Origin of the sequence: Methylobacterium sp. 391_Methyba4 (genome assembly GCF_029691625.1) — a bacterium.
Classification (GTDB): domain Bacteria; phylum Pseudomonadota; class Alphaproteobacteria; order Rhizobiales; family Beijerinckiaceae; genus Methylobacterium; species Methylobacterium fujisawaense.
On the sequence record NZ_CP121475.1, the window covers coordinates 3,543,813 to 3,564,649 of the forward strand.

16 protein-coding genes are annotated in these 20,837 nt (G+C 66.8%); 12 read left to right on the top strand and 4 right to left on the bottom strand.

The features are described 5' to 3' along the window. Positions 1 to 92 precede the first annotated feature (92 nt). Together P9K36_RS16615 and P9K36_RS16620 are read left to right on the top strand one after the other, a co-directional pair. Positions 93 to 1,520, top strand: coding sequence for a hypothetical protein (locus P9K36_RS16615; protein WP_278305544.1), 1,428 nt, complete (start codon positions 93 to 95; stop codon positions 1,518 to 1,520). 259 nt (positions 1,521 to 1,779) lie between these two features. After that, on the top strand, positions 1,780 to 2,997 hold the full coding sequence (locus P9K36_RS16620) for a flagellin (protein WP_043346491.1): 1,218 nt from the start codon (positions 1,780 to 1,782) through the stop codon (positions 2,995 to 2,997). A 554-nt stretch (positions 2,998 to 3,551) separates the two neighbouring features. Here P9K36_RS16620 and P9K36_RS16625 read toward each other — a convergent pair. After that, positions 3,552 to 4,694 carry a hypothetical protein gene (locus tag P9K36_RS16625; protein WP_278305546.1) on the bottom strand — a complete coding sequence of 381 codons (1,143 nt, stop codon included), beginning with the start codon at positions 4,692 to 4,694 and terminating at the stop codon, positions 3,552 to 3,554. Positions 4,695 to 5,318: 624 nt separating this feature from the next. Between P9K36_RS16625 and P9K36_RS16630 the strand changes: the two genes are divergently transcribed. The 10 genes from P9K36_RS16630 to P9K36_RS16675 all read left to right on the top strand — a co-directional run bounded on the left by P9K36_RS16630 (position 5,319) and on the right by P9K36_RS16675 (position 17,112). Continuing rightward, positions 5,319 to 5,639: a hypothetical protein gene (locus tag P9K36_RS16630; protein WP_278305547.1), complete on the top strand. Its 321-nt coding sequence runs from the start codon at positions 5,319 to 5,321 to the stop codon at positions 5,637 to 5,639. A 986-nt stretch (positions 5,640 to 6,625) separates the two neighbouring features. Continuing rightward, positions 6,626 to 6,823, top strand: a complete 198-nt coding sequence (locus P9K36_RS16635; protein WP_278305548.1) for a hypothetical protein — start codon at positions 6,626 to 6,628, stop codon at positions 6,821 to 6,823. Between the two features lie 329 nt (positions 6,824 to 7,152). After that, positions 7,153 to 7,377, top strand: a complete 225-nt coding sequence (locus P9K36_RS16640) for an Rmf/CrpP family protein (protein ID WP_278305549.1) — start codon at positions 7,153 to 7,155, stop codon at positions 7,375 to 7,377. Between the two features lie 164 nt (positions 7,378 to 7,541). Next, positions 7,542 to 9,620: an ATP-binding protein gene (locus P9K36_RS16645; RefSeq protein WP_278305550.1), complete on the top strand. Its 2,079-nt coding sequence runs from the start codon at positions 7,542 to 7,544 to the stop codon at positions 9,618 to 9,620. A gap of 13 nt (positions 9,621 to 9,633) precedes the next feature. Next, the gene (locus P9K36_RS16650) at positions 9,634 to 10,299 is read left to right on the top strand and encodes a response regulator transcription factor (RefSeq protein WP_043346486.1); all 666 of its coding nucleotides are present in this window, start codon (positions 9,634 to 9,636) and stop codon (positions 10,297 to 10,299) included. Positions 10,300 to 10,383: 84 nt separating this feature from the next. Continuing rightward, positions 10,384 to 11,376: a DUF808 domain-containing protein gene (locus tag P9K36_RS16655; RefSeq protein ID WP_278305551.1), complete on the top strand. Its 993-nt coding sequence runs from the start codon at positions 10,384 to 10,386 to the stop codon at positions 11,374 to 11,376. 376 nt (positions 11,377 to 11,752) lie between these two features. Then, a complete protein-coding gene (locus P9K36_RS16660; RefSeq protein ID WP_059409799.1) occupies positions 11,753 to 13,069 on the top strand; it encodes a site-specific integrase in 1,317 nt (438 codons plus the stop codon). Then, complete coding sequence (locus tag P9K36_RS16665; protein WP_043388016.1) at positions 13,066 to 13,890, top strand: helix-turn-helix domain-containing protein; 825 nt, start codon at positions 13,066 to 13,068, stop codon at positions 13,888 to 13,890. The genes P9K36_RS16660 and P9K36_RS16665 overlap by 4 nt, the downstream gene beginning before the upstream one ends. A gap of 1,100 nt (positions 13,891 to 14,990) precedes the next feature. Further along, positions 14,991 to 15,308 (top strand): hypothetical protein, encoded by a 318-nt coding sequence (locus P9K36_RS16670; RefSeq protein ID WP_170867536.1) that lies wholly within the window; start codon positions 14,991 to 14,993, stop codon positions 15,306 to 15,308. 4 nt (positions 15,309 to 15,312) lie between these two features. Beyond that, complete coding sequence (locus P9K36_RS16675; protein WP_278305552.1) at positions 15,313 to 17,112, top strand: CHAT domain-containing protein; 1,800 nt, start codon at positions 15,313 to 15,315, stop codon at positions 17,110 to 17,112. On the opposite strand, the gene P9K36_RS16680 is transcribed toward P9K36_RS16675, so the two are convergent. The 3 genes from P9K36_RS16680 to P9K36_RS16690 all read right to left on the bottom strand — a co-directional run bounded on the left by P9K36_RS16680 (position 17,102) and on the right by P9K36_RS16690 (position 20,835). Next, positions 17,102 to 17,773 (bottom strand): hypothetical protein, encoded by a 672-nt coding sequence (locus tag P9K36_RS16680; protein ID WP_043388021.1) that lies wholly within the window; start codon positions 17,771 to 17,773, stop codon positions 17,102 to 17,104. The genes P9K36_RS16675 and P9K36_RS16680 overlap by 11 nt on opposite strands. A gap of 9 nt (positions 17,774 to 17,782) precedes the next feature. Continuing rightward, the gene (locus P9K36_RS16685) at positions 17,783 to 19,273 is read right to left on the bottom strand and encodes a glycosyltransferase (protein WP_043388022.1); all 1,491 of its coding nucleotides are present in this window, start codon (positions 19,271 to 19,273) and stop codon (positions 17,783 to 17,785) included. Positions 19,274 to 19,356: 83 nt separating this feature from the next. Further along, complete coding sequence (locus P9K36_RS16690; RefSeq protein ID WP_051976312.1) at positions 19,357 to 20,835, bottom strand: hypothetical protein; 1,479 nt, start codon at positions 20,833 to 20,835, stop codon at positions 19,357 to 19,359. Positions 20,836 to 20,837 lie beyond the last annotated feature (2 nt).

Here is a 20,837-nt window from a genome sequence, read left to right on the forward strand (position 1 = left end):
CAGCAGGGCCGCCTTATTCAGGTCGCCAGTCTCGGGACAGGTGCTCCGGCCGGCGTTGAAACGGACGGCGCGCATCGCGGGAGATCGTGAGAGTGAAGCCCGGTTCTGCCCTGCTCATCGGCGCCCTTTTCGCCCTGGTGCTGGCGTCGCTCGGCCTGCCGGCCCAGGTCGAGGCCGACTGGAAGGGACCCGACGCGCAGCCCCTCTTCGTCAACGAGGCGAATCCGGCCGGCTACAATTACGCGCCCAGCATCATCTCGGAGAACGGCGTCACCGATTTCTGGTGGTGCGGTCAGGGCCAGACCGATGTCATCTTCCATCGATCCTACGACCCGCAGACCGGCTTCTCGCCGGCCCGGATCGTGTTCAAGCCGACGCCCGGCTCCTGGAACCGCCAATACGTCTGTGATCCCAGCGTGATCCAGGGCCGCTTCGTCAACCCCGGGGACGGCCAGACCTACACCTATGCGATGTACTATTCGGGCGCGGACAACCAGCCTGGGAACAACAATCAGACCGGTCTCGCATTCTCGAACGACAAGGTGACGTGGGTCGACTATCCTGAACCGGTCATCAGGCCGCTCAACCCGGCGGTGGCGCAGGGCAATTACGGCACCGGTCAGCCGGCGTCGTTCACGGACGGCAAGTCCGGTCTCTTCGTTTTCACGACGGACCTCACCGGACCACAGGGCGTTGCCGGCTTCGGCGATCTCTACGTCCGTCACACCGCGGACGGCATCCATTTCGGGGCGCCGGTGCGAATCCCCAACGGGACGACCGATGGAGCGACCATCAATCCGAACTCCGATTTCGCGTACGATGCCAAGACGGGAGACGTCTACGTCATCACTGGGCTTCCGGGCCGCGTGTGTCATCAAGTGGCCTGCAAGGATCCGGCCCGCAACCCCGACCGCGAGACCTACCAGATGGGCCTGTTCAAGATGCCCTTGAAGGTCCTGTTGAGCGGGTCACCGGCACGTTGGACGCCGCTCGGCTATCTGAACTCCGACGTGACCGGCTTCTATCTCAATCACAGTCCGGGCTTCCGGCGGGACGGTACGGGGAGCCTCACGCCCTTCCTGCCGGACATCACCGTCTTCTTCTCGGGCGGCGACCCTTACCCGGGCACGTGGCGGATCGCCGAGGCGCGCGCGACCCGCGGTGCCGACCGTCTCCCCTTGCGGCGCGCCATTGGTCCCGCCGGACATTGGGTCACGACGGGCTATGTCGCGCCCGCCTACAGGGCCGAGGGCAGCGTCGGCAGCGTCTTGACGCTTTCGGCCCCCGGGACCGCAAGACTGATGAGTTGCGTGGCGGGACAGGATCACTTCCTCAGCCGGGACGTGCGCTGCGAGGGGCAGACCCCGCTGGGGCAGACCGGCTACGTCTACGAGGCCCCCAGGCCCGGCAGCCACCCCATCTACCGCTGCAATGCCGGCGGTCGCGATCACTTCGTATCGACCCTCGCGGGCTGTGAAGGGCATACGACCGAGGGCCTGCTCGGCTACGCACTCGATTGACTTCCCTTCGCGCGGCTCGCCGTACCGGTCCGACCGCTGAGATATCAGGCGGCATGAGCGACCGCGCGTGATCAAGTCTCCAATCGGCCGATACCGGCCTGTGCTGCAGCGGGCAGATGAGCCTAGCGCCGGCACAGGGTTTCGGAAGGAGCGGCGGGGCGATGAAAATACTCGCGCAGTTAATCCGTATTTAACCTTAAGCGGTATTCTTAAGCGATCCCCGAGAATCGGGTTGCTCCGGTTGGAAAGTTAGCGATCCATGTCTTCCATCACCCTGTCGGCCGCGACACGCCAGAACCTGCTCTCCCTGCAGGATACCGCCCAGCTGATGGCGACCACGCAGAACCGCCTCGCCACCGGCAAGACGGTCAACTCCGCCCTCGACAACCCGACCAACTTCTTCACCTCCCAGTCCCTCGACGCCCGGTCCTCGAACCTGAACACCCTGCTCGACGGCATCTCCAACGGCGTCCAGACGATCCAGGCCGCCAACCAGGGCATCACCTCGATCCAGAAGCTGGTCGATCAGGCCAAGTCCATCGCCAACCAGGCCCTCTCGACCCAGCTCTCCACCACCGGAACCGCCGCCAACGCCTACAGCGCCAGCACCGCCTCCCAGACGGTGCTCCTGACTATCAACGGCACCTCCGTGTCGGCCACCATCGCCGCCTCGTCGAGCATCAGCGCCACCGTCGCGGCCCTGAACGCCGCCGTCAGCTCGGCGTCGACCTCGTCCAGCGGCTCGTTCGGCGCAGGCGCGATCTTCTCGGCCGACAGCACCGGCACGAAGATCGTCCTGAACGCCCAGGCCGATGTGGAGTTTCAGAACTCCGGCAGCCAGACGGCGCTCGGCTTCACCGGATCGAGCACCACCGCCTCGACCTACGGCACCGCCGCCACCACCGTCGTCTCCAGCGACCTCTCGATCTCCGGCGTGTCGCAGCGCGCCTCTCTGGCGAGCCAGTACAACAACCTGCTCAACCAGATCACGCAGCTCGCCGGCGATGCCAGCTACAACGGCGTCAACCTCATTGCCGGCAAGGGCAATGACATGAACATCAAGTTCAACGACACCGGCAGCTCGAACCTGAACGTCGCCTCGGTGGATGCCACGTCCAGCGGCCTGGGCCTGTCGTCGATCACCAACTCGAACAGCACGTCCAGCCAGAACGGCCTCGGCAACTTCCTGTTGAACTCCGACGTCAACAAGACCCTGTCGACCCTGACGAGCGCCGGCAACACGCTGAACTCCGCGGCGAGCGCGCTCGGCTCGAACCTGTCGGTCGTGCAGAACCGGCAGGACTTCTCCAAGCAGCTGATCAACGTGCTGCAGACCGGCTCGGCCAACCTGACCAACGCCGATCTCAACCAGGAAGCGGCCAACTCCCAGGCGCTGTCGACCCGGCAGTCGATGGGCATCTCCGCCCTGTCCCTGGCCAACTCCGCGCAGCAGGGCGTCCTCCAGCTCCTGCGCTAATCCTGCGCTAAGCCTTCGTCACATCATCGCCATGACGGCCGGAGCGACGCTCCGGCCGTTTGCATGAGAAGCGTCGGACAACGACGGATTCCTTTCGAACGCCGATGGCATCGCGGGCCGCAGCCGATACGGCGTGAGAGGCTGCGCCACGCCCCGAATTCCGACGCGCTTCGGCAAGCGCGTTCTCGAAACCATTCGACAGCCCGCCAGCCTGGACCGGGGCGGATCCATGGGTGCGGTCCCCGAGGATGCGGGAATCGTGTCGATTACGCTTTCAGCGGCAGGGACCCGATCGTCTCCAGGATGCATTACGGCTTAGAGATCGGACAACCCGACGGATTTCTCGTCCGTCGGCTCGCCCGGCTTCGAACAAGCCCTGTGACTGGGGCGCAGAGAAGGGATCATCTTCCCTACGGCGGGCAGGCGAGGTCGCCGCCCGGCCACCTGATCTGCGCGGCCAAGTCCTGAAGACGCTGGCGCGCCAAAGCGATCTTGCATGCCCCGGAAAGCATCGGGGCGAGGCTGCCGTTGTGCCCGGGCGTCGTGGTGTCGGCTCACGGTTGATCGGCGTCCAGGACCGCGCCGCGGGCGCGGAAGCCGTAATATCCGCGGTCGGCGTCGAACAGGACATCGAAACCGTTCAGGACGTGCAGCCCCGTATTGACGAAGGGTTGCGGGCGCGTGGTGTTCAGAACGATGCGCTCCGGTGCGAGTCCCGTGGCGTGGTCGCCGACGGTGACCGTGTAAGCGGCGGCGGCGCCGAAGCGAAAACGCAGTCGCGTTCCGGGAAGGAGCGCACTGTGACCGGTCGCGTCGGTCTGAAGGCTGGTGGCCAGCTCCGCGGGCGGCAGGGTCAGGAACATGGCGGTGACGCCGGTGTCGAGCAGTGCCCGGCCGCAGGCGCCCGGCTCCCGACCGTCGACGGAAATGCACACGGGCACGCCCAGCCAGTCGCCCGGCACGCGCGGGTGGGGATCGAGCTTGACGAAGCGGTAGCGGCCTTGGGTGTTTGCGCGCGTCAGGCCGACATGGACGCCTCGGGCGGTGAGCACGTAGCCGCGCCGGATCGCACCGGGGCCGGACGGCTCCGCATTGAGCAGGGGATTGGTGTCGGGCGTGCTCTGGCTCTGGCTGTCGTCCTCGCGGCCAAATCCGATGCCCAGCATGGCCACGTGCTCCGGCGCCTCTTCCGGGGTGCAGTGGCGGGCCTGCGCGGTGCAGGCGATGCGGTCGACCGCGAGGACCGGGATCGGCCGCGTCGCCACGTTCTCGCCGTCGCGGCCCCACAGGATTACCGAGACGCGTATCCAGCGGCCGATCATGATGCGACCGGAGCTCGTGTAGGTGATGCGCCCAGGCTGGCTGGGCAGCGTCGCGTTGTCGGGGATGCGGCTGGCCGAGACCACGATGCCGGTCGAGCCGGTATCCACCAACACGGGCCGGGGCGCGCCGCCGAAGGAGAGCCCGAGCCGCGGCGACTGCGCGATGGCGTCGCCGGGTTGCGGTGCATTCAGGAAAGGCAGGAACACGCCACGCCGGTCCTCCAGATAGCTCGGGCCGTCCTCGGCGTTCGCGAACTTAGCCGGTCCGAGGAGCCCGGCCACAGCGAAACCCGCGCTCAGGACAGCCAGACCCGATCTTGCGCCGTGACCGCGCGCCTGAGCGTCGCCGCGGGGACGTTGCAAAGCCTGCCGCATGCCGGTCCTCCGCGGGACGATATCTGAGCGATCCCGCTCACATGCTCGGCCCTTCCGGGCAACGCTTCAATCCACGCGCCCTCAATGGGCGGCGAGCCAGCGCCGGCTGAACAGCAGCGCCAATCCGTGCATCCACGGTGTGACATTGTGTCCTGATCCCGCGGCGGATAATCCTGTCGTGCGCCCGAACCGGTTGCACCCCGTGTCGAGGATCATGAGCTCGGGCCGCGACCCGGGGCAGGAGGACGTTCTTGCCGAGAGCCGAACCGGGATCTGCCCGGACGTCCGCCGCCCGCACCGCGATCACTCCGTTCGGCCTGATCGGCCAGAGCCGAATACGACCAGCCGGGGCAGCACCCGATCCGGCGGCCTTGGCCGACACCGCCCACGGCGCAGCCGTGGTGATCGGCAAGAACAGCGTTAGGCAGACTACGACGGTCGGGGAAACCCTGGCGCTGCCCGTCACGGCCGGCGCGACGACCCGCCACCGCCGCGGCCACGGGAACTCGCATGGGGCGCGACCGGTGCAGGCGGGCACCGACCGATCCGCCCCCGCCCGAAGGAGGATGTCCGATGAGCGCCCTTGAGACTGGACGGCCGGACCGGTCCCGCCGGCGTATGCGCGTGATCCTGATCCTGATGGTCGTCGCGTGGCTGCCGGCTTTGCCCTTCGCCGCCGGTGCCGCGCTGACCAGCCTCACCGGCTGCCAAGTCAACGAGGCAAACACGTATCCCTGCCCGGTCGCCGGTCACGATATCGGCGAGCTGCTGTACGGGCTGATGATGACGGGTTGGGTGTTGATCGCCTTCCTGCCGTTCATGGCCCTGACCCTGCTGCTCGCCGCCGTGCAGGGCTTGCTGATGCTGGTCGGAGCGTTGCGGCGGAGAGGAGAGACGCGTCACAAGATGCACGATCGGGCGCGCCATGATCTTCGTGGAGGATGAAGGCGTCAGCGCGATTGGTCGAGGCGCCGGCTTCGCGGAGGCCGCGGGTCTCCGACGTCGGCCCGGCCGCGCCGCCGCACATGGGGTTACGAGGTCGTCCGGCGGCCGAGCACGCGGGGCATCCGCCTCGGTGACGGCTCTCCCTGGGTTCCGGCCATCCGCAGGCTTCTCCCAATTCTAAACGCCCGGCTACGCCGAGGGTCCGTTGGCCTGAGGCCAGTCCAGGCCGTGCCACCGTCTCTCGGTCCAGACCGGACTGTGCGCGCGCGGGACCTCGGACAGATCGGACGCGAGCAGGCCGCCTCCGAATCGCGCCCAGTCTTCCAGCGTACGCGTCCGGCCGGCCTGCGGACCGTGCCGCTCCCGCGTGATCTTCAGCGGGGATCCCACGCGCCCGCAACGCCGATACCAGTTCCGCGCGCGCCGCACGGGCAGGCCCACCGCCAACTTCATGCCGTTCCCCCTGGCGCGACCATGCGGCAAGGCGCCCGCAGCCCCGTCGACCGGGGCTCCCTACCGCCAAGCTAAGCCAAGCCTTCAGCGCAAGCATGTCGGGCCGACCCTGACACGCCTTCCGATCTCTCCGACTGCTGATCGGGCCAGCGGACCACAGATGGGACGGCGGGACAGTGGCCGGAGACTTCGATCTTCGTCCGCCGCCTTCGGGGCACGCCGCCGCGTTCGACGGCGGCGAAGGCTCGGTTCCCCGTCCGACCGTGGCCGCACGGTCGTCGTTCCTCTTCCGTGGAGTTCAGCCCATGAAACGTCTTGCGATCACCCTGACAACGCTTTCGAGCCTCGTTCTGTTTGCACCGTCGAGCGAAGCGCGGCCCTACGGTCATGGCCCCGGCCTCCATCACGGGCACCACCATCTGGGCCATGGCGCCTGGAGAGGGCGACGCCACGGATTGCACCATCACCGACTCCACCGGCACCACATCCACCGGTTCCGTCCGCACCACAGACGGTATCGCGGTTATCGGGGTGTGACCTTCCGCCCCTCCGCCTATGGCTACCGGCCGCACGCATACGGCTACGGCGGTCCCCGTGGGTACCGCGGGCCGGGTTTCGCCACCGGCCTCGGCCTTGCGGCGGCGGGTGCCGGGCCGAACCTCTATCGGCCGGTCTACAGCCGTCCCTACTGCTACCGTTACGCGCCGGCCGGCTACGGCTGCGGCTTCTAGGAAGCCGCTCAGGATCCGGGAAGCCGACGTGCGGCAGCCTCCCGGATCCGCGGGCGATGAAGGCTGTCCGGGTGAACCCTGCGCAGGATCCAGCAAGGAACCGCGGGCGTCCCGACAGGCGTCGACGCTCAACGGTCGCATGATTTGCCGCTCGGGTGCCGCTTTCGCGCAATGGTCAACCGATGATCGTCTGCACAGCGTGTCGGGATAACCCCGACACGCGTCGGTGAGAGCAGCATCGCGACCTGAAACAGCTTGCTCGACCGTTCAAACTGCGCGCTTCTCACGGTGCGGGACATCATCCCGAGCAGCCGGAGAAATCAGCGCCCATGCTCATGGACATCGTCAAACAGGGGGCCCGCGCGCGTTCCGTCGGTCGGCCCCGCGATGCCTGTCCGTATCCCGGCGAGTCGCGCGAGCGCCGCGCGTGGTTCGAAGGCTATGACGGCTCCTCCTGGGCCGTTGCGACGCGGATGCCGCATCCGGCCCGGATGCTGCCCGGATCGGCGCTGTGCGACACCATCCTCGCTTCGGACGCACTCCCGCCGGCTTGATCGCGGGGCGACTTTTCCGCGACAGAGCGCGTGGCACAGGGGCCGGGACGGGGACTCGGGAGACGGGTGGCGATGCGCTCGGGACGGCGAGACAGGAAGGCCGAGCCGCCTGAGCGTTGGAGGTCGGGTTCGGGTTGGCGCGCTGCGTGCCCGCGTCCGGGCCCATGAACATCCGACCCCGCGACGTCGCCATCCACGGGTCTGAGCCCCCGCTGAGCCGCGGCAGCCGCCGGACCTTCATCGCCCTCGCCCTCGCGGCGGCCATACCGGTCCTGCTGCTGAGCGGCTGGGTCGCCACGCTCATGGCGCAGCAGCAGCGCGACCTCGCCCGGAGCGCTGCGGTCGCCAGCGCGACCCGTGTGGCCGAGCGCGTCGCCTCGGACATTGCGGCCCAGATCGCGGTTCTCGAAGCGGAGGCCGCCTCCGCCACCCTCGACCGACCGGATCTCGCGGCCTTCTACGCCGAGGCCGAGCGGCTGAGGCAGGCGCATCCGCTCTGGGAGACGGTGGAACTCGCCGGTCCGGACGGCGCTCAGATCGTCAACCTGCTCCGCTCCCTCGAAGAGGAACTGGGACCGACTTCGGACCGGCAGAGCTTCGACGCCGTCGTGCGGACGCGTCAGCCGGTGATCGGCGGCATCGGTCCGGCCGGCCTGATCTCCGGCAAGCGCCTCGTCGCCCTTCGCGTCCCGGTCATCCGCGACGGGATCCTGCGCTACGTGCTGTCGGTCCGGCTTGCCACAAACGCGGTGAGCTCGATCCTGCGGGATGCCGGTGCCCCCGAGGGCTGGGTCGGTACCATCGTGGATGCGGACGGGAACACCATCGCCCGGACCCGGGCCGAGGTCGAGGAACTCGGCCACCCGGCGAATCCCGCCTTGCAGGCGGCGATCCGGCACGCGCCCAACGGATTCTACACCGGCCCGACGCTGGAGGGCGCGAATGTCGAGGTGGTCTACCGGACGCTGAAGCACACCGGCGGCTGGTCGGTGCATTTCGGGATGCCGGTCGCCACCCTCAACGCCCCGGTGTCACGGTCGTATGTCGTGCTGGGCGGCGGCAGCTTCGTCAGCATCGGCCTCGCCTTGGCGCTGGTCGGATTGGTGGGCCGCGATATGGCGCAGCGCCGTGCGGGCGAGCAGGCCCGGTTCTCCCTCGCCCTCCGGTCCAGCGAGGAGCAGGGCGCGGTCGCCGCCGAGGCCGCGGAACTCGGCACGTTGCGCTGGGACACCGTCGCGCGCCGGGTCACGGGTTCTGCGCGCGCGGCCGAGCTTCTGGGGTGGCGGGCGGCCGCGGAAGGGCGCGACAGCGCCGTGGACGCCGATACCGTCCTGCAGGCGGTCGAGCCGGAGGATCGCGGGCGCCTGAGCGAAGCCCTGCGCCGGAGCCTCGCGGAAGGTACGCCGCTCGACGTCGAGTTCCGCGTGAACCGGCTCGATCGGGAACCGCGCTGGGTCCGCGTGGCCGGTCGCGTGCCACAGCTTCACGAGGACACCCCGGATGGGCTGATCTACGGCGTGGTCTCGGATATCGAGCCGCGCAAGCGCGCCGAGGCCGAACGGTCCGCGCTGCTCCGCCGCCTCGGCGAGGCGCAGGAGAACGAGCAGCGCCGGATCGCGCGGGAACTCCACGATCAGGTCGGCCAGACGGTGACCGGCCTGTCGCTGGGCCTCAAGAGCATGGAGCGGCTCCTGGCCCGCGGTGCCCTAGCCGAAGCCGGAAGGCAGATGGAGTGGCTGCAAGCGCTCGCCGGGGAGATCGGACGCGACATCCATCGGGCTGCCGTCGACCTGAGGCCGACCGCCCTCGACGATCTCGGCCTGCGCGAGGCGCTCGCGACCCTGCTGCGCGACTGGAGCCAGCGGCACGGGATCCGCGCCGATCTGGAATGCCTGAACGAGGCGACCCGTCTGCCGGCCGCCATCGAGACGGCCGTCTACCGGATCGTGCAGGAGGCCCTCACCAACGTACTCAAGCATGCCCGCGCCGCGAGCGTCAGCGTGTCGGTGGAGAAGCGCACCGCCGAGATGCGGGTCGTCATCGAGGATGACGGCGTCGGCTTCAACGCCGAGGACCTCCGAGACCGTTCCGGCAGCGATGGACAGGCCAAGCTGCGGCTGGGACTGTCCGGGATCCGCGAGCGCCTGTCCCTTCTCGGTGGGACACTCACGCTGGAATCGTCCCCGGATGTCGGCACAACCCTGTTCGTGACCATTCCCGTACCGCATCATCCCGAACCCTGAGGAGAAGCGCCCGATGGATCGCATCCGCGTCGCCCTGGCCGACGACCACCCCATCGTCCTCGCCGGGATCCGGACGCTCCTGAACGCCGACCCCGAGATCGAGCTGGTGGGCGAGGCGACGAACGGCAGCGAGGCGCTGCCGATGATCCATGCAGCCGACCCCGACGTCGCCGTGGTCGACGTTTCGATGCCCGGTCTCAACGGGCTCGAGCTCACCGAGCGCGTGGCGGATGCGTGCCCGCGAACGCGCGTGCTGGTTCTGACGGTCCATGAGGATGCGGCCTACGTCCAGCCGCTGCTCAAGGCCGGCGCCCGGGGATACCTGCTCAAACGCTCGGCCGCGGAGGATCTGCTCCGCGCGGTCCGCGCCGTCGCCGCAGGCGGCGTCTATCTCGACCCTTCGGTGGCGAGCCATGCCCTGGCGCATCCTGCAGCAGACTCCCGGATCTCGGTGGCCGAGCCTGCCGCAGACGCGCTGAGCCCGCGCGAGACGGACGTCCTTCGCCTGATCGCCCAGGGCTTCAGCAACAAGGAGATCGCGCGCCGCTTCGATCTCAGCGTCAAGTCCGTGGAGACCTACAAGGCGCGGGCCGCCGAAAAGCTCGGCCTGCGCACGCGTGCGGAGATCATCCGTTACGCGGCCGCGCACGGATGGCTCGATGCCCTGGCCCTGCGCTAGGAGCCGCGATTCTTTGAGCGCGACGGATCAAATCGCGGCGCGGTTCGTCTGTCTGGCGGACCGAATACGGATGAGGGGAGACGTGTGAGCGTCGGATTGATTGCCCTGCTGGACGATGTCGCCTTCATGGTCAGGAGTGCGGCGGCGTCCCTCGACGACGTGGCAGGCCAGGCCGCGAAAGCCGGAACCAAAGCGGCCGGTGTCGTCATCGACGATGCGGCGGTCACGCCCCGCTACGTCGTCGGCTTCGCGGCGGAGCGCGAGCTGCCCATCGTCGGCAAGATCGCCGTCGGATCGCTCCGCAACAAGCTCCTGTTCCTGCTCCCGGGCGCCCTGGCGCTGAGCGCCTTCGCGCCCTGGGCGATCACGCCGCTCCTGATGCTGGGCGGTGCGTATCTCTGCTACGAAGGCACCGAGAAGGTCTACGAGGGCCTCTTTCCCCATCGCGCCCACGGCGACGCGGCGGACCACGCGGACGGCGCCGGTGGCGCTGCGGCCGGAGAAGAGCGCCGCGTGGCGAGCGCCATCAAGACCGACTTCATCCTCTCGGCCGAGATCATGGCCATCACCCTCGCGGCCTTGCCGGAGGGCAGCTTCTGGATGCGGGCGGCCGTTCTGGCCATCGTTGCTCTGGGCATCACCGTGGGCGTCTACGGCGTGGTCGCTGTGATCGTGAAGGCTGACGACGCGGGCTTGGCTCTGGCCCGCAGCACGGCCGGGCCGCCGCTCGGAAGCCTCGTCCGCGGGCTCGGCCGCTGCGTCGTCAAAGGCATGCCGATCCTGCTCGGACTTCTGGCCGTCGTCGGTACGGCGGCCATGATCTGGGTCGGCGGCGGGATCCTGATGCACGGTCTGGAGACCTACGGCCTGGCATGGCCCGACCACGCCGCCCACGACGCGGCGACGGCAGCGTCCGCGCGCCTGCCGTTCGCCAAGGGCTTCGTCGAATGGCTGGTCACCGCCCTCGCGTCGGGCCTGATCGGGCTGGTGGTCGGCGGCCTGCTGATTCCGCTCACGAGCTTCGTGCTGGCGCCGACGTGGCACGCCCTGTCGGCCCTGCGGAAGCAGACTGCCTGATCCGAGAAACGTCGAGGCCAAGCGGTACGGTGGTCCCGACGGTCACCGTATTGCTCGGCCTCCTCCGGAGCCCCATGGCCCGGCGGTCGAGGATGCTTCTGCAGGACCCAGAAACGACAAAGGCCGCAGAGCTGCGGCCTTGTAAGTCGATCGTATGGTTGGGAAAACTGGAGCGGGCGAAGGGATTCGAACCCTCGACCCCAACCTTGGCAAGGATGTATGAAGTCGTTTCCCTGTGTTTCCGCCGATTTCAAAAGTTTTCATTCATCATTGCAAGTCGTTGCAGTATTGACTGCATTCGCTTTGCGCCGTTTCATGGCGTAGCCGCCCGTTTCCGACACGGTGCTGCCTGCGTGCGTCCTGAAGGAGCAAGACCATGAAGCGAAGGAACGCCGTTCGCCTGACGCTCAGGACCATCGAAAAGGCGGCCGCAAAGCCCACCTCCTATTTCATCTGGGATCTCGATCAGCCCGGGTTCGGGTTGCGGATCGAGCCGACCGGCGCGAAATCCTTCTACATCCACTATCGTCTCGGAGGCCGCGGCTTTCCTTCCAAGAAGATGAAGCTCGGCGACGTGCGCAGCATGAGTGTGAGCCAAGCGCGGAGCGAAGCGGCGGAGAAGCTCGTGCTTGCCCGGAAGGGCGAGGATCCGGCAGCCGAGCGGGTCGCGGCGAAGAACTGCCTGTTCGTGCACGAACTGATCGACCTATACGGGTCGGAAGGCCTCGTCCGCTTGAAAGGACGCCGCAAGGGCGAGGACATGACGGAGGAGACCGCAAAGTACACAATGGCGCGGCTGCGCAACCACGTCGTACCGGTCCTGGGCCAGCTCCGGCTCGTCGAACTCGACAAGACGCACGTCGAGTCGCTCTTCAGGAAGGTCGGCTCCGGAGCGACAGCCGCGAAGACTGAGGAGCGGACCGGCAGGGGAGCGGTCGTCCGCGGCGGACGCGGTGCCGCGCGAAAGGTGGTCCGCGATCTATCGGCGGTCTGCACGTTCGCAGTCGACAACAATCTCATGAAGGCGAATCCCGTCGCGAACGCGCGGGTCAACAAGGTGGACAACGAGCGCAAGGACTACCTGACGACTGCGCACGTGCAGCGCCTCGGGCGAGCACTCGTCGAGGCGGAGACGAGTCACGGCGTCCCGCGCGTCGCAACGGACCAGATCCGTCTCTGGCTGCTGACCGGCCTGAGGAGGAACGAAGGAGCCGCGTTGAAATGGAGCGAGGTCAGGCTGGAACATGAAAGCCTGGAACTCGAGACTTCCAAGAGCGAGACCAAACGGCCTCTCACGCCCCCGGCGGTGGCGTTCCTGCGGAAGCTGAAGGAGACAGCCGACTCCGCCTACGTCTTCCCGGCGAAAAGAGGCGACGGCTGGTTTACGGGTACGAAAAGGTACCTGCCACTGATCATGCGCCTCGCCGGACTCGACAGGCTGTTCCCGCACCTCCTGCGGCACACCTTCGGATCGAACGCGATCTCCCAGGGATTGAGCATCCCCCTGGCCGGAGCCCTGCTGGGACACGCCAACCTTCGGTCCACGCTGATCTACGCCCACGTCCAGCACGACGTCGCGGCCAGAGCGGCCGGCCCATGCATGACCGACTTCGCAGCGGCGCTGGGCGCGCCGACACGCGACGCGTTCGGTGGAGAACGGTCGAACGCGGCCGATGGCGGAGAACGGTCGTGAGATACCCGACCAAGATTCGTCCGCACTGGATCCCGCTGCATCTCGCTCCGTTCACTCTGCGCCGGATGCAGGAGCCGTGCGCTCGCGATCTCGAGCTGGATGCGGAGTTGGAGCGCGCGTTGGCGGTCGACGCGCCGGATCACATGCTCGTTCGGGCGGACTGGTCCGCCGGACTGATCGAGGTGCTCGCCCGGGATCCGGTCGACGACGACATGGGGCCGGGTGACGGCTACCGCGTGTGCGTGAGCTCGCATCCCGCACTTTTCCGATCCGCGGCATCGCGAACGTCGCCGTCCGCATCGGCGATGCTGTGCGCCGGCCTCGTCGACGCCTTCTGGTCGGCGCTGATCAGCCGCCATTCGGCTCTGATCGTCGGCGACGTCCTGGCCGTCCATGCAAGGGGCGGTCCCAGACCGGTCGACGGCTTCAGGGAGGTGCCTGCCGACGTATGGGCATCCTCGTCCATCGATTGGGCCGCCGGAACGTGCACGTCGCCGGACGGCCATGTGTACTTCTCGATCCACGTCGCCCGGTCGGAACCGCCCTCGCCGCGCCCCGGCGACGAGGGCGGCCCGACAGCGACCGGCAGGCAGACGCCGTGCGACGTCGGTGCGCCGGGGGTCGTTTCGACCGGCGACGTGGAAGGCATGGACGTCCGCGCGGCAAGTCGCTTCCTGGGTGTCAGCAAAAGCTCCTTGGACAAGTGGCGGCTGACGGGCAACGGCCCGCCGTTCCACAGGATCGGAGCCCGCGTGCGCTATCTCAAGTCCGAACTCGAGGGATGGCGGAACCGACGTCGGGACCCGGGTCGTTCGATTTGAACGAACGCTCGTTTACAGATCTCCGTTGTATGATGGCGTTGAACCGGTCTGGTCGGAATGTCGGTCCGGACCAGCTGAGCGCGATCGAGACGATGACGGAAACCGAAGTCGGGCAGGAGCAAGTGGGTCTATGTGAATCAGCGCGGCTTCGGGCGCCAACGTCGGGCGTAAGTCCAATTCAACACCAAAGCGTGCCCCTGGCGGAGTCGATCCCCGATCTCCTACAAGTTCAACGAATCCGGGTTTTCGGTGGGGTCAGGATCGGCGCCGATCGCGACCGCAACCTTCATGGGATTCCGGTCGAGCCCGCAACCGCTTAGGCAGTGTCGCCCAAGGCGCGTGCTTCGGCGCCGATTCGCAAGCGGTCGCCTCTTCGTTTTGTCCACTCTCATACGGACGATCCGGACGTGATCGCCGACAGGTGGATTGGGACGTCGACTGGGCGGGCGGGGCGGCGGCCGGCCACGGCCCTTTTGCGTAATGGCCTTGAACATTCAGCCGAGTTTCGGCGTCCTGCGCTGCGGCTCAAACGTGCCGGTGTGCCACAGGGGCGAACGACGCGCGCCTTCCCGCCGTCCGGTCGCCTCCAGTCTTCGGCGACCTGAGACGCGACCGTGTGGGTTATCGCTCCGGCCCCGCGCAGGACTCTCGGTTTGCGAGAAGCGAAGCCCGCATCGGCGCTTGCTGCGAACCCGGCTGTCACGAATGCGCGGTGCTCGGCCGCTACCGGGTCGGGCGTCATTCGCCAGTCCTCGTCTGACCGTGCCCCGCAATCTTCGACTGCACCGTCGGTGTCCGGGCGCTCGGGCCACTCTAAGCGTCGACGATATGATCGCCTATCGTTCTCGGCCGAGCCAACTACCGGCGACCGCTGCCGAGACTCGCGCTTGACCGCGGCCTCCTTTCGCAATCCGCTTACGGAGGCTGGCGACCTCCGTCGAACCGGAGCCTGCGCGCACTGGTTCGGTTGCAACGGGCTTGCATCGACGAGTCGGCACGACGACTCTATCTGAACCCGGGACGATGAGTGCATCCGACCGGTTCGTTCCCGACACCGATCTTTCGCCGACCGCCTGCCGGAAGGCTCAGGAGCCGATATCGTGACAACGGATCAGAGACGAGATGCCGTGGCGTCGTCGAAGGGCAAAGCACCTAAGACGCTTTCGTCGGACACCAAGCTGGCCGCGATCAGAACTGCCATGGCCGCGGACGACTGGGATACAGCCTTGAAGCTCGCTTCGCGCTTCCAGCGTTTGGGCGAGCAGGCCAGCGTCATCCGGCGGGCTGCGGATTTCCAACTCCGGCCCAACTTCTACCGCCAGTTGGGATACGACGGCGAGAGGGTGCGGGCGGAGGGGATCGCCGCTCTCAAGGAGCGGTTCAGCGTTTCCTGGTCTCAGACGAGCAGCCGGGACTGATCGCTTGACGAAAACCACGACGCTCATCGCGACGAACGTCGACCGGCTCGCTTCGACAGGCGGCCTCTCGAACATCCAAGACTCTCCGGTCGGGGCGAGCGGATTCGGCTCGTTCTCTTGGCCCTTGCCGGAACAAGTCTCGTCCATCCTCCAGGCTTGGCAAAGCGCGGAACGTGCGTCGCCGATGGAGCTCGGTCGTCAGCTCTACGACCTGCTCCTTGCAGGCCGACCTGGAAGGACAATGCCGACCGCGCTCGAACGCGCGCGAGCCGCAAGTCGTGTTCTTCTGGCGTTCAGTACGGCTTCCCCGGAAATGCACTTGCTTCCGTTCGAGATTTTGCACGACGGGGATCGGTACCTCGCCGGAGGCGAGAGGATCCCATTTCGCTGGATCAACGACGGTTCGACCCAGGATGCCAGATCGCACGGCTTCCGGCATTTCCTGGTCGCGGTCGCGAACCCGACCGATCACCCCGATTTCGACCACGATCGGGTAGTCGGCGAACTGCGGAAGGCGATCGACGCGATACCTCAGGCGACCTGCAACATGGTTCCGCATGCCACACGCGGCTCGCTGAGGCGCGCTCTCGGCGAGCGGGATGCCTATGACGCAGTGGTGATCGTCGCCCACGGCGGCAGCGCCACCGCCGAAAGGGACGGTTTCATGGTGCTCGAGGACGAGAGCGGCGCCGCAAGCAGATGGGTCGGCGAGGACGTGGCGCACGAACTCGGTGTTCATCGTGGATGTCTGGTAGTCCTATGCTCGTGCAAATCGGGCGCCGTGACCGCGAAGAACTCGCTCGGGGGCGTCGCACAGCGTCTCATGATCGGTGGACACGTCGGCTCCGTCGTGGCGATGCAGCGTCCCGTCACGGTTTCCTCGGGGCTCGCCTTCCTCGGGCGGTTTCTAGGAGTCGTCGCGGACGGTACCATTGACGTTTTCGATGCCTATGGCGAGGCTGCCGCAGCCTTGGCGGCGCATGCGGATTGGGAACGCGGGACTGCGGCCCTCTACACGCGCTTGCGCGGTCGGTTCGGCGACGGGGGCGGAGTCTTCGCTAACATCGCTCGGCCGAGCGAAGAGGAGATCATCAGGACGTCGACGTTGCTGAGCGCCGATCAAGAGACCTCCCGGTTCGCCTTCTCGTTGCCGCGGTTCAAGCTCGGCTCGCCCGAGGGCCAACCGGGTGCGCCGCCGCCGGAAGCCGATGACGAAGCCTACCGGTATCGCGGGCCGACCATCGCCGCCAACGACGTGCAGGCGGTCGAGCCGCTGATTCAACTCGTCGGAAGATTTCTGCCGAAATCCGAAGATCTTGCGCGCCGCGCCCGGATCATACCCGGCCACGTGGTCGACGCATCCTTCGAGGCGAAGGAGTTCACTCACTACGTGCTCGTCGGAAGCCGATCGCACGATTTCTCGCGGTCGAAGCTTCCCCAGTACAGCCGCGACTTCGCTTTCGAATTTACCGAGTGCGGGCCATGGCGCCTGATCGACCGGCGGGAGGGAATCTTCTACGACGTCGCCAACCCGGCACTGGCCGCCGCGCCCACCCCGAATGCGAGCGACTACGCTCTCGTCGAGAAGATCGTGGACCCCCAAAACGACCGGGTCCTGCTCGTCATTGCAGGCATGTGGAGTTCGAGCACGCTCGCAGCTGGGCGGTATCTCTTCGACAAGCGGGATGAAATCGTGCGCCGGTTCGGAGCAGGCGGCTTCCAGTTCGTGCTGGAGACGCGACAGGGCACCAGCGAAGTTACGAGGGTGGTCGTGAGCCGCGAACCACTGCTCGTCAGTGGATGACCAGCCTCTCGAGGGTCGACGACGCGGGATCGACGGGTGGATCGAAGCGCAGCACCGCCGCGAAGGCGCGGTCTCCGACCTGATCGGCCAGCCACCGCCACCGACGTTGCAGATACAACCCGCAACCCTCGGTGGCTCTTCCACCCAGACCGGCCACCATGAATACCGACCTGGAACGGCCGCCGGCCGACCGGCAGCCCGCGACCACGCCGTAATCGATTCTGGCGGAGTATTCGTCGCGGCTCAGCTTCGACGGATCGTCCAATGCGTATCGAGCGCCGTCGGCGAGCCGGATCGCCCATTGGGAGCCGAAGTCGAAATCGAAGATGAACTGCAGTCCCGTCGAGCCGAGAACTTCGTCGAGAGCGGAATTGCTTCGGCTGCCGAACACCACCGACGTCGCCGCGTCCGGCTCCGACGATGCAAGATCCGTGGCGAGATCGTCCGGCGAGATGAACCCGACAGCCGCACCGGCCTCCGAGGCTAGGCTATGGACATGCAGCGCCGAGCGCACGTCGCGTTCGGCGTACGCGTTGCTCGGATACCGGAACGGATCCCCATCCCGTGCGCCCACCACTCCCTGGCGGAACCGCGGGAGGCAGAGCCGAAGCGTCGGCTGAAGGCCGAGGCCGAGAAATTGCGCTATGCCCTGGTCGAACATGGCGGGATACTAACCGCTTTCGCGCGACGCCTCCAGTGGCGCGAGGCTCGTGGCGGACTGCGGCCGAATGCCGGCTAGGCGCACGCGCGTCGGAACGCGTCCGAACACGGCTTCGGGAGCGGACGCATCGTCGGGGGCGAACATCTGGATGCTCTTGCGCAACGACGTCCAGGCGAGTGCACGCTGCTTGGGGGCCCATGAGAACTCGCGCAGGATGGCCTCTTTGGAGATTTCTCCGTTGAGTTCGAGAAGATCCTTCACACGCAGCAGGGATGGGTTTCTGTCCGACATGACAGGTATGCCGCCTTCCGCGGCCCGGAATACGTCCAGCCACCGTCCGGTCCAGGCTTCCCACGAATAGACTTCGCGAGCGCGACGTGCGACCTCGCGAGCGACTTCCGCCTCCTCCGGCAGCCTGTCGAGAAGATCGCAAAGGCGGTTCGTGAGTTCGCTGCGGAAGTAGAACCATCGGACCTCGACGTGGCGACGTACCGAGGGGGCCAGACCCGAGAGAATCGGCTCCATCATCTCGAGTAGGAAGCTCTCCACGTTCATCAGCGGAACGCATCCGCCGCAGATCGCCTCGAGCGTGGAGATGGACCAATGAGTCGAGCGGTGCGGCGCGAGAACCAGATCGCTCGTACGGAGCGCCTCCCGATAGCGGCTACGTGGGAGCGTTTCGACGGTCAGCCAAGCCGCACGCGTCATCGTACCAGGCAGACGCACCCTGGTCGGGTTGGTCAGGTGTACATGGAAATCCTGTCGCCTTTCCCAGAGCCGCGGGAGGACGTCCGAGACGAGAGCGCGCACGCCCGTGTACTTCAGCAGGCGATGGTTGACCAGGATGCGCGCGGGAGTGTCGGAAGTGCGTCCTCCTCGCGGGACGAGCCCTCGCACGTCCACTGCCGGTGGAAGGATTCTCATTCTCTGGTCCAGCAATTCAACGAAGTCGTCGTTGAACCAGGTACGAGCCTTCGCCAGGATCTGCTTCCGCCCGTATTCGGAATTGCAACCGACCAGCGACATCGATCCCAACCCCGCCAGAGTCGCGAGCAGCGCCGGACGATGGAGGTCGTGCTTCGGCGTGGATGGCCGTCTTACGTCGAACCAATGGATGTATCCGACGGCGGGGACGTTGTGGAACGTCTGCCGGTTCATGAACTGCAGGAAGGCAGGCGCCGTCTCGGGTTGGTTGAGAAACAGCACGTCGACGTCGTACCGCCGGAAATCGAAGCGCTTGTAGAGTTCCGCCGGATCGAACTGAAAATCGCCGCCGTGCATGCGTGGCAGCAAAGGTACCGGAATGCAGGTGATGCGATCGTCCCCCAGCGCTTCCGTCCAGCTGGCCGCAGCGCGCTCGGGGATCAGCACATAGAAATGCAGGTCGCGATCGGCACGCACGAGCGCCCCGAGGAGTTCCGCGGTGAATGCAAGGCCGCTGTCACCTTCGGCGTTTTCTCCAGCCGAGTAGTTGACCTGCGTCAGAACCCGAAGCGCCATTCCTCGATCCGCCGGACCTGCTTAGCCTCAGGTCGTCGAGGGCGTGGCAGCGGACGTGGATCTCGCCGATGCGGAGCCAATCGTCAAGGCTCCGCCGACAGCAGGTCCATCCTTATGCGCGCCGCCGGATCGCCCAGCACGGCGTAGTTTCTGACGTCGTCCCGGATTATCCACAGTTTTGCCAGCCTACTTCTCGTGGCAGGATCGCCGGCCGAGTTCCTCATGATCTCGGCAATGGGTATCGTCAACGCGGACCACTGCGCGTTGAACTGATCGATGGCGTTTCCGATCCGCTTGCCTTGCATGAGCCTGGTCAGCACGTCCCGTATCGGGTGGCTTTGAGGACGACCTAGGGGCGTGCGAAAGGAATACGACCACGCGCGGTCCACGTGCGCTATCACGGACAACGCTCCGCGGCTCAGCATGGCCTGCGGCAGCCTGGCCATCGCGGGCTTGTCCGCGATCTGACGACCGCGACCGTCGGGTCCATCGCGGAAGGTGTCGACGGCCTCCCAGCCGGCGCCGTAGCACGCAAACAGAAAGTGCATCATGCCGTTCAGCCGAAGGCTCGCCGGCAGATCCCCGGCGGAGAGCCAATCGTCCTCCGTGACGGCGCCATATCCTTCCCAATCGTCGCAGACGAGAGCTCCCTGGCAGTCCCTCTGACGCGGATCGTCCTTGCCGAACGTCATTCCGTGCGTGCCCGAGAAGAGAAGGGACGGAGGTCCCTCGGCGCCTCCGAGAGCGGCCAGCAGACTCGATTTTCTGGCGTCGCGCTCCAAGAGGGAGGTCAAGGCAAACCCTTGCCTCTTGCCCAGCGGCCCGGCCGATCCGGAGCCGTCGCGAAACGGCTTCGCCACGTCGCGCGTGAACATCGCAGTGGCCCGGTCGAACTCATGCGCGGTAGAAAAGAGAACGGACCGCCTGCTCTTTTGAAAGATCAGTTCTCCCTTCTCGTATTGAGCGAGAGCTTCTGCGTAGCGTCGATAATTCTCCATATTGTCGAAATGCAATCTTCCGACAGCCCAGAAGACATCCAGCAGGTACTGGAACGACATCGGAACGTCTTCGGGCGAAGCGACGATCAGAAGATAGTACGGCACTCCGCGACTCGGATCGACGGCCGCGAGTCCCGGACCTTCGCCTTGCCTCGCCAGCCACGCCGTGGCCTCCTCCCCGGGACGGATGCCCGCATCCTTCTCGAAGACGCGGAAAAGATCGCCAGCCTGACTTCTGCGCAGGTCGAGGAGTGGATGAAGAGCCTCCTTGTAGGGTTCGGCATCCACCTCCGCGGGGAAGACTATGCCCCACCCGGCCTGATCGAGCTCTTCGGGATTTTCGACGGACGAGTCGGTTCCGAACGTGTCGACCCCGCAATCCGAGGCCGCGTGCCTGCCGGCGACCGTCTCGTCCTCGAACCGCGCCATCGATCCGCCGGCGATATCGACGATCCGCGCGCCGGAGCCGTTCTCGGGCGGCGGTAGAGGACGTCCGGTCTCCGCTTCCACGCCGTTGGCATGAAGCTCGTCCTGGTCGGTGCCGTCCGCGTCGAAACCGGGCATGT

Coding starts and splice junctions, on each gene's coding strand:
- P9K36_RS16680 (WP_043388021.1), bottom strand. CDS start 17,773: ATGTTCGACCAGGGCATAGCGCAATTTCTCGGCCTCGGCCTTCAGCCG.
- P9K36_RS16650 (WP_043346486.1), top strand. CDS start 9,634: ATGGATCGCATCCGCGTCGCCCTGGCCGACGACCACCCCATCGTCCTC.
- P9K36_RS16645 (WP_278305550.1), top strand. CDS start 7,542: ATGAACATCCGACCCCGCGACGTCGCCATCCACGGGTCTGAGCCCCCG.
- P9K36_RS16640 (WP_278305549.1), top strand. CDS start 7,153: ATGCTCATGGACATCGTCAAACAGGGGGCCCGCGCGCGTTCCGTCGGT.
- P9K36_RS16685 (WP_043388022.1), bottom strand. CDS start 19,273: ATGGCGCTTCGGGTTCTGACGCAGGTCAACTACTCGGCTGGAGAAAAC.
- P9K36_RS16660 (WP_059409799.1), top strand. CDS start 11,753: ATGAAGCGAAGGAACGCCGTTCGCCTGACGCTCAGGACCATCGAAAAG.
- P9K36_RS16625 (WP_278305546.1), bottom strand. CDS start 4,694: ATGCGGCAGGCTTTGCAACGTCCCCGCGGCGACGCTCAGGCGCGCGGT.
- P9K36_RS16690 (WP_051976312.1), bottom strand. CDS start 20,835: ATGCCCGGTTTCGACGCGGACGGCACCGACCAGGACGAGCTTCATGCC.
- P9K36_RS16620 (WP_043346491.1), top strand. CDS start 1,780: ATGTCTTCCATCACCCTGTCGGCCGCGACACGCCAGAACCTGCTCTCC.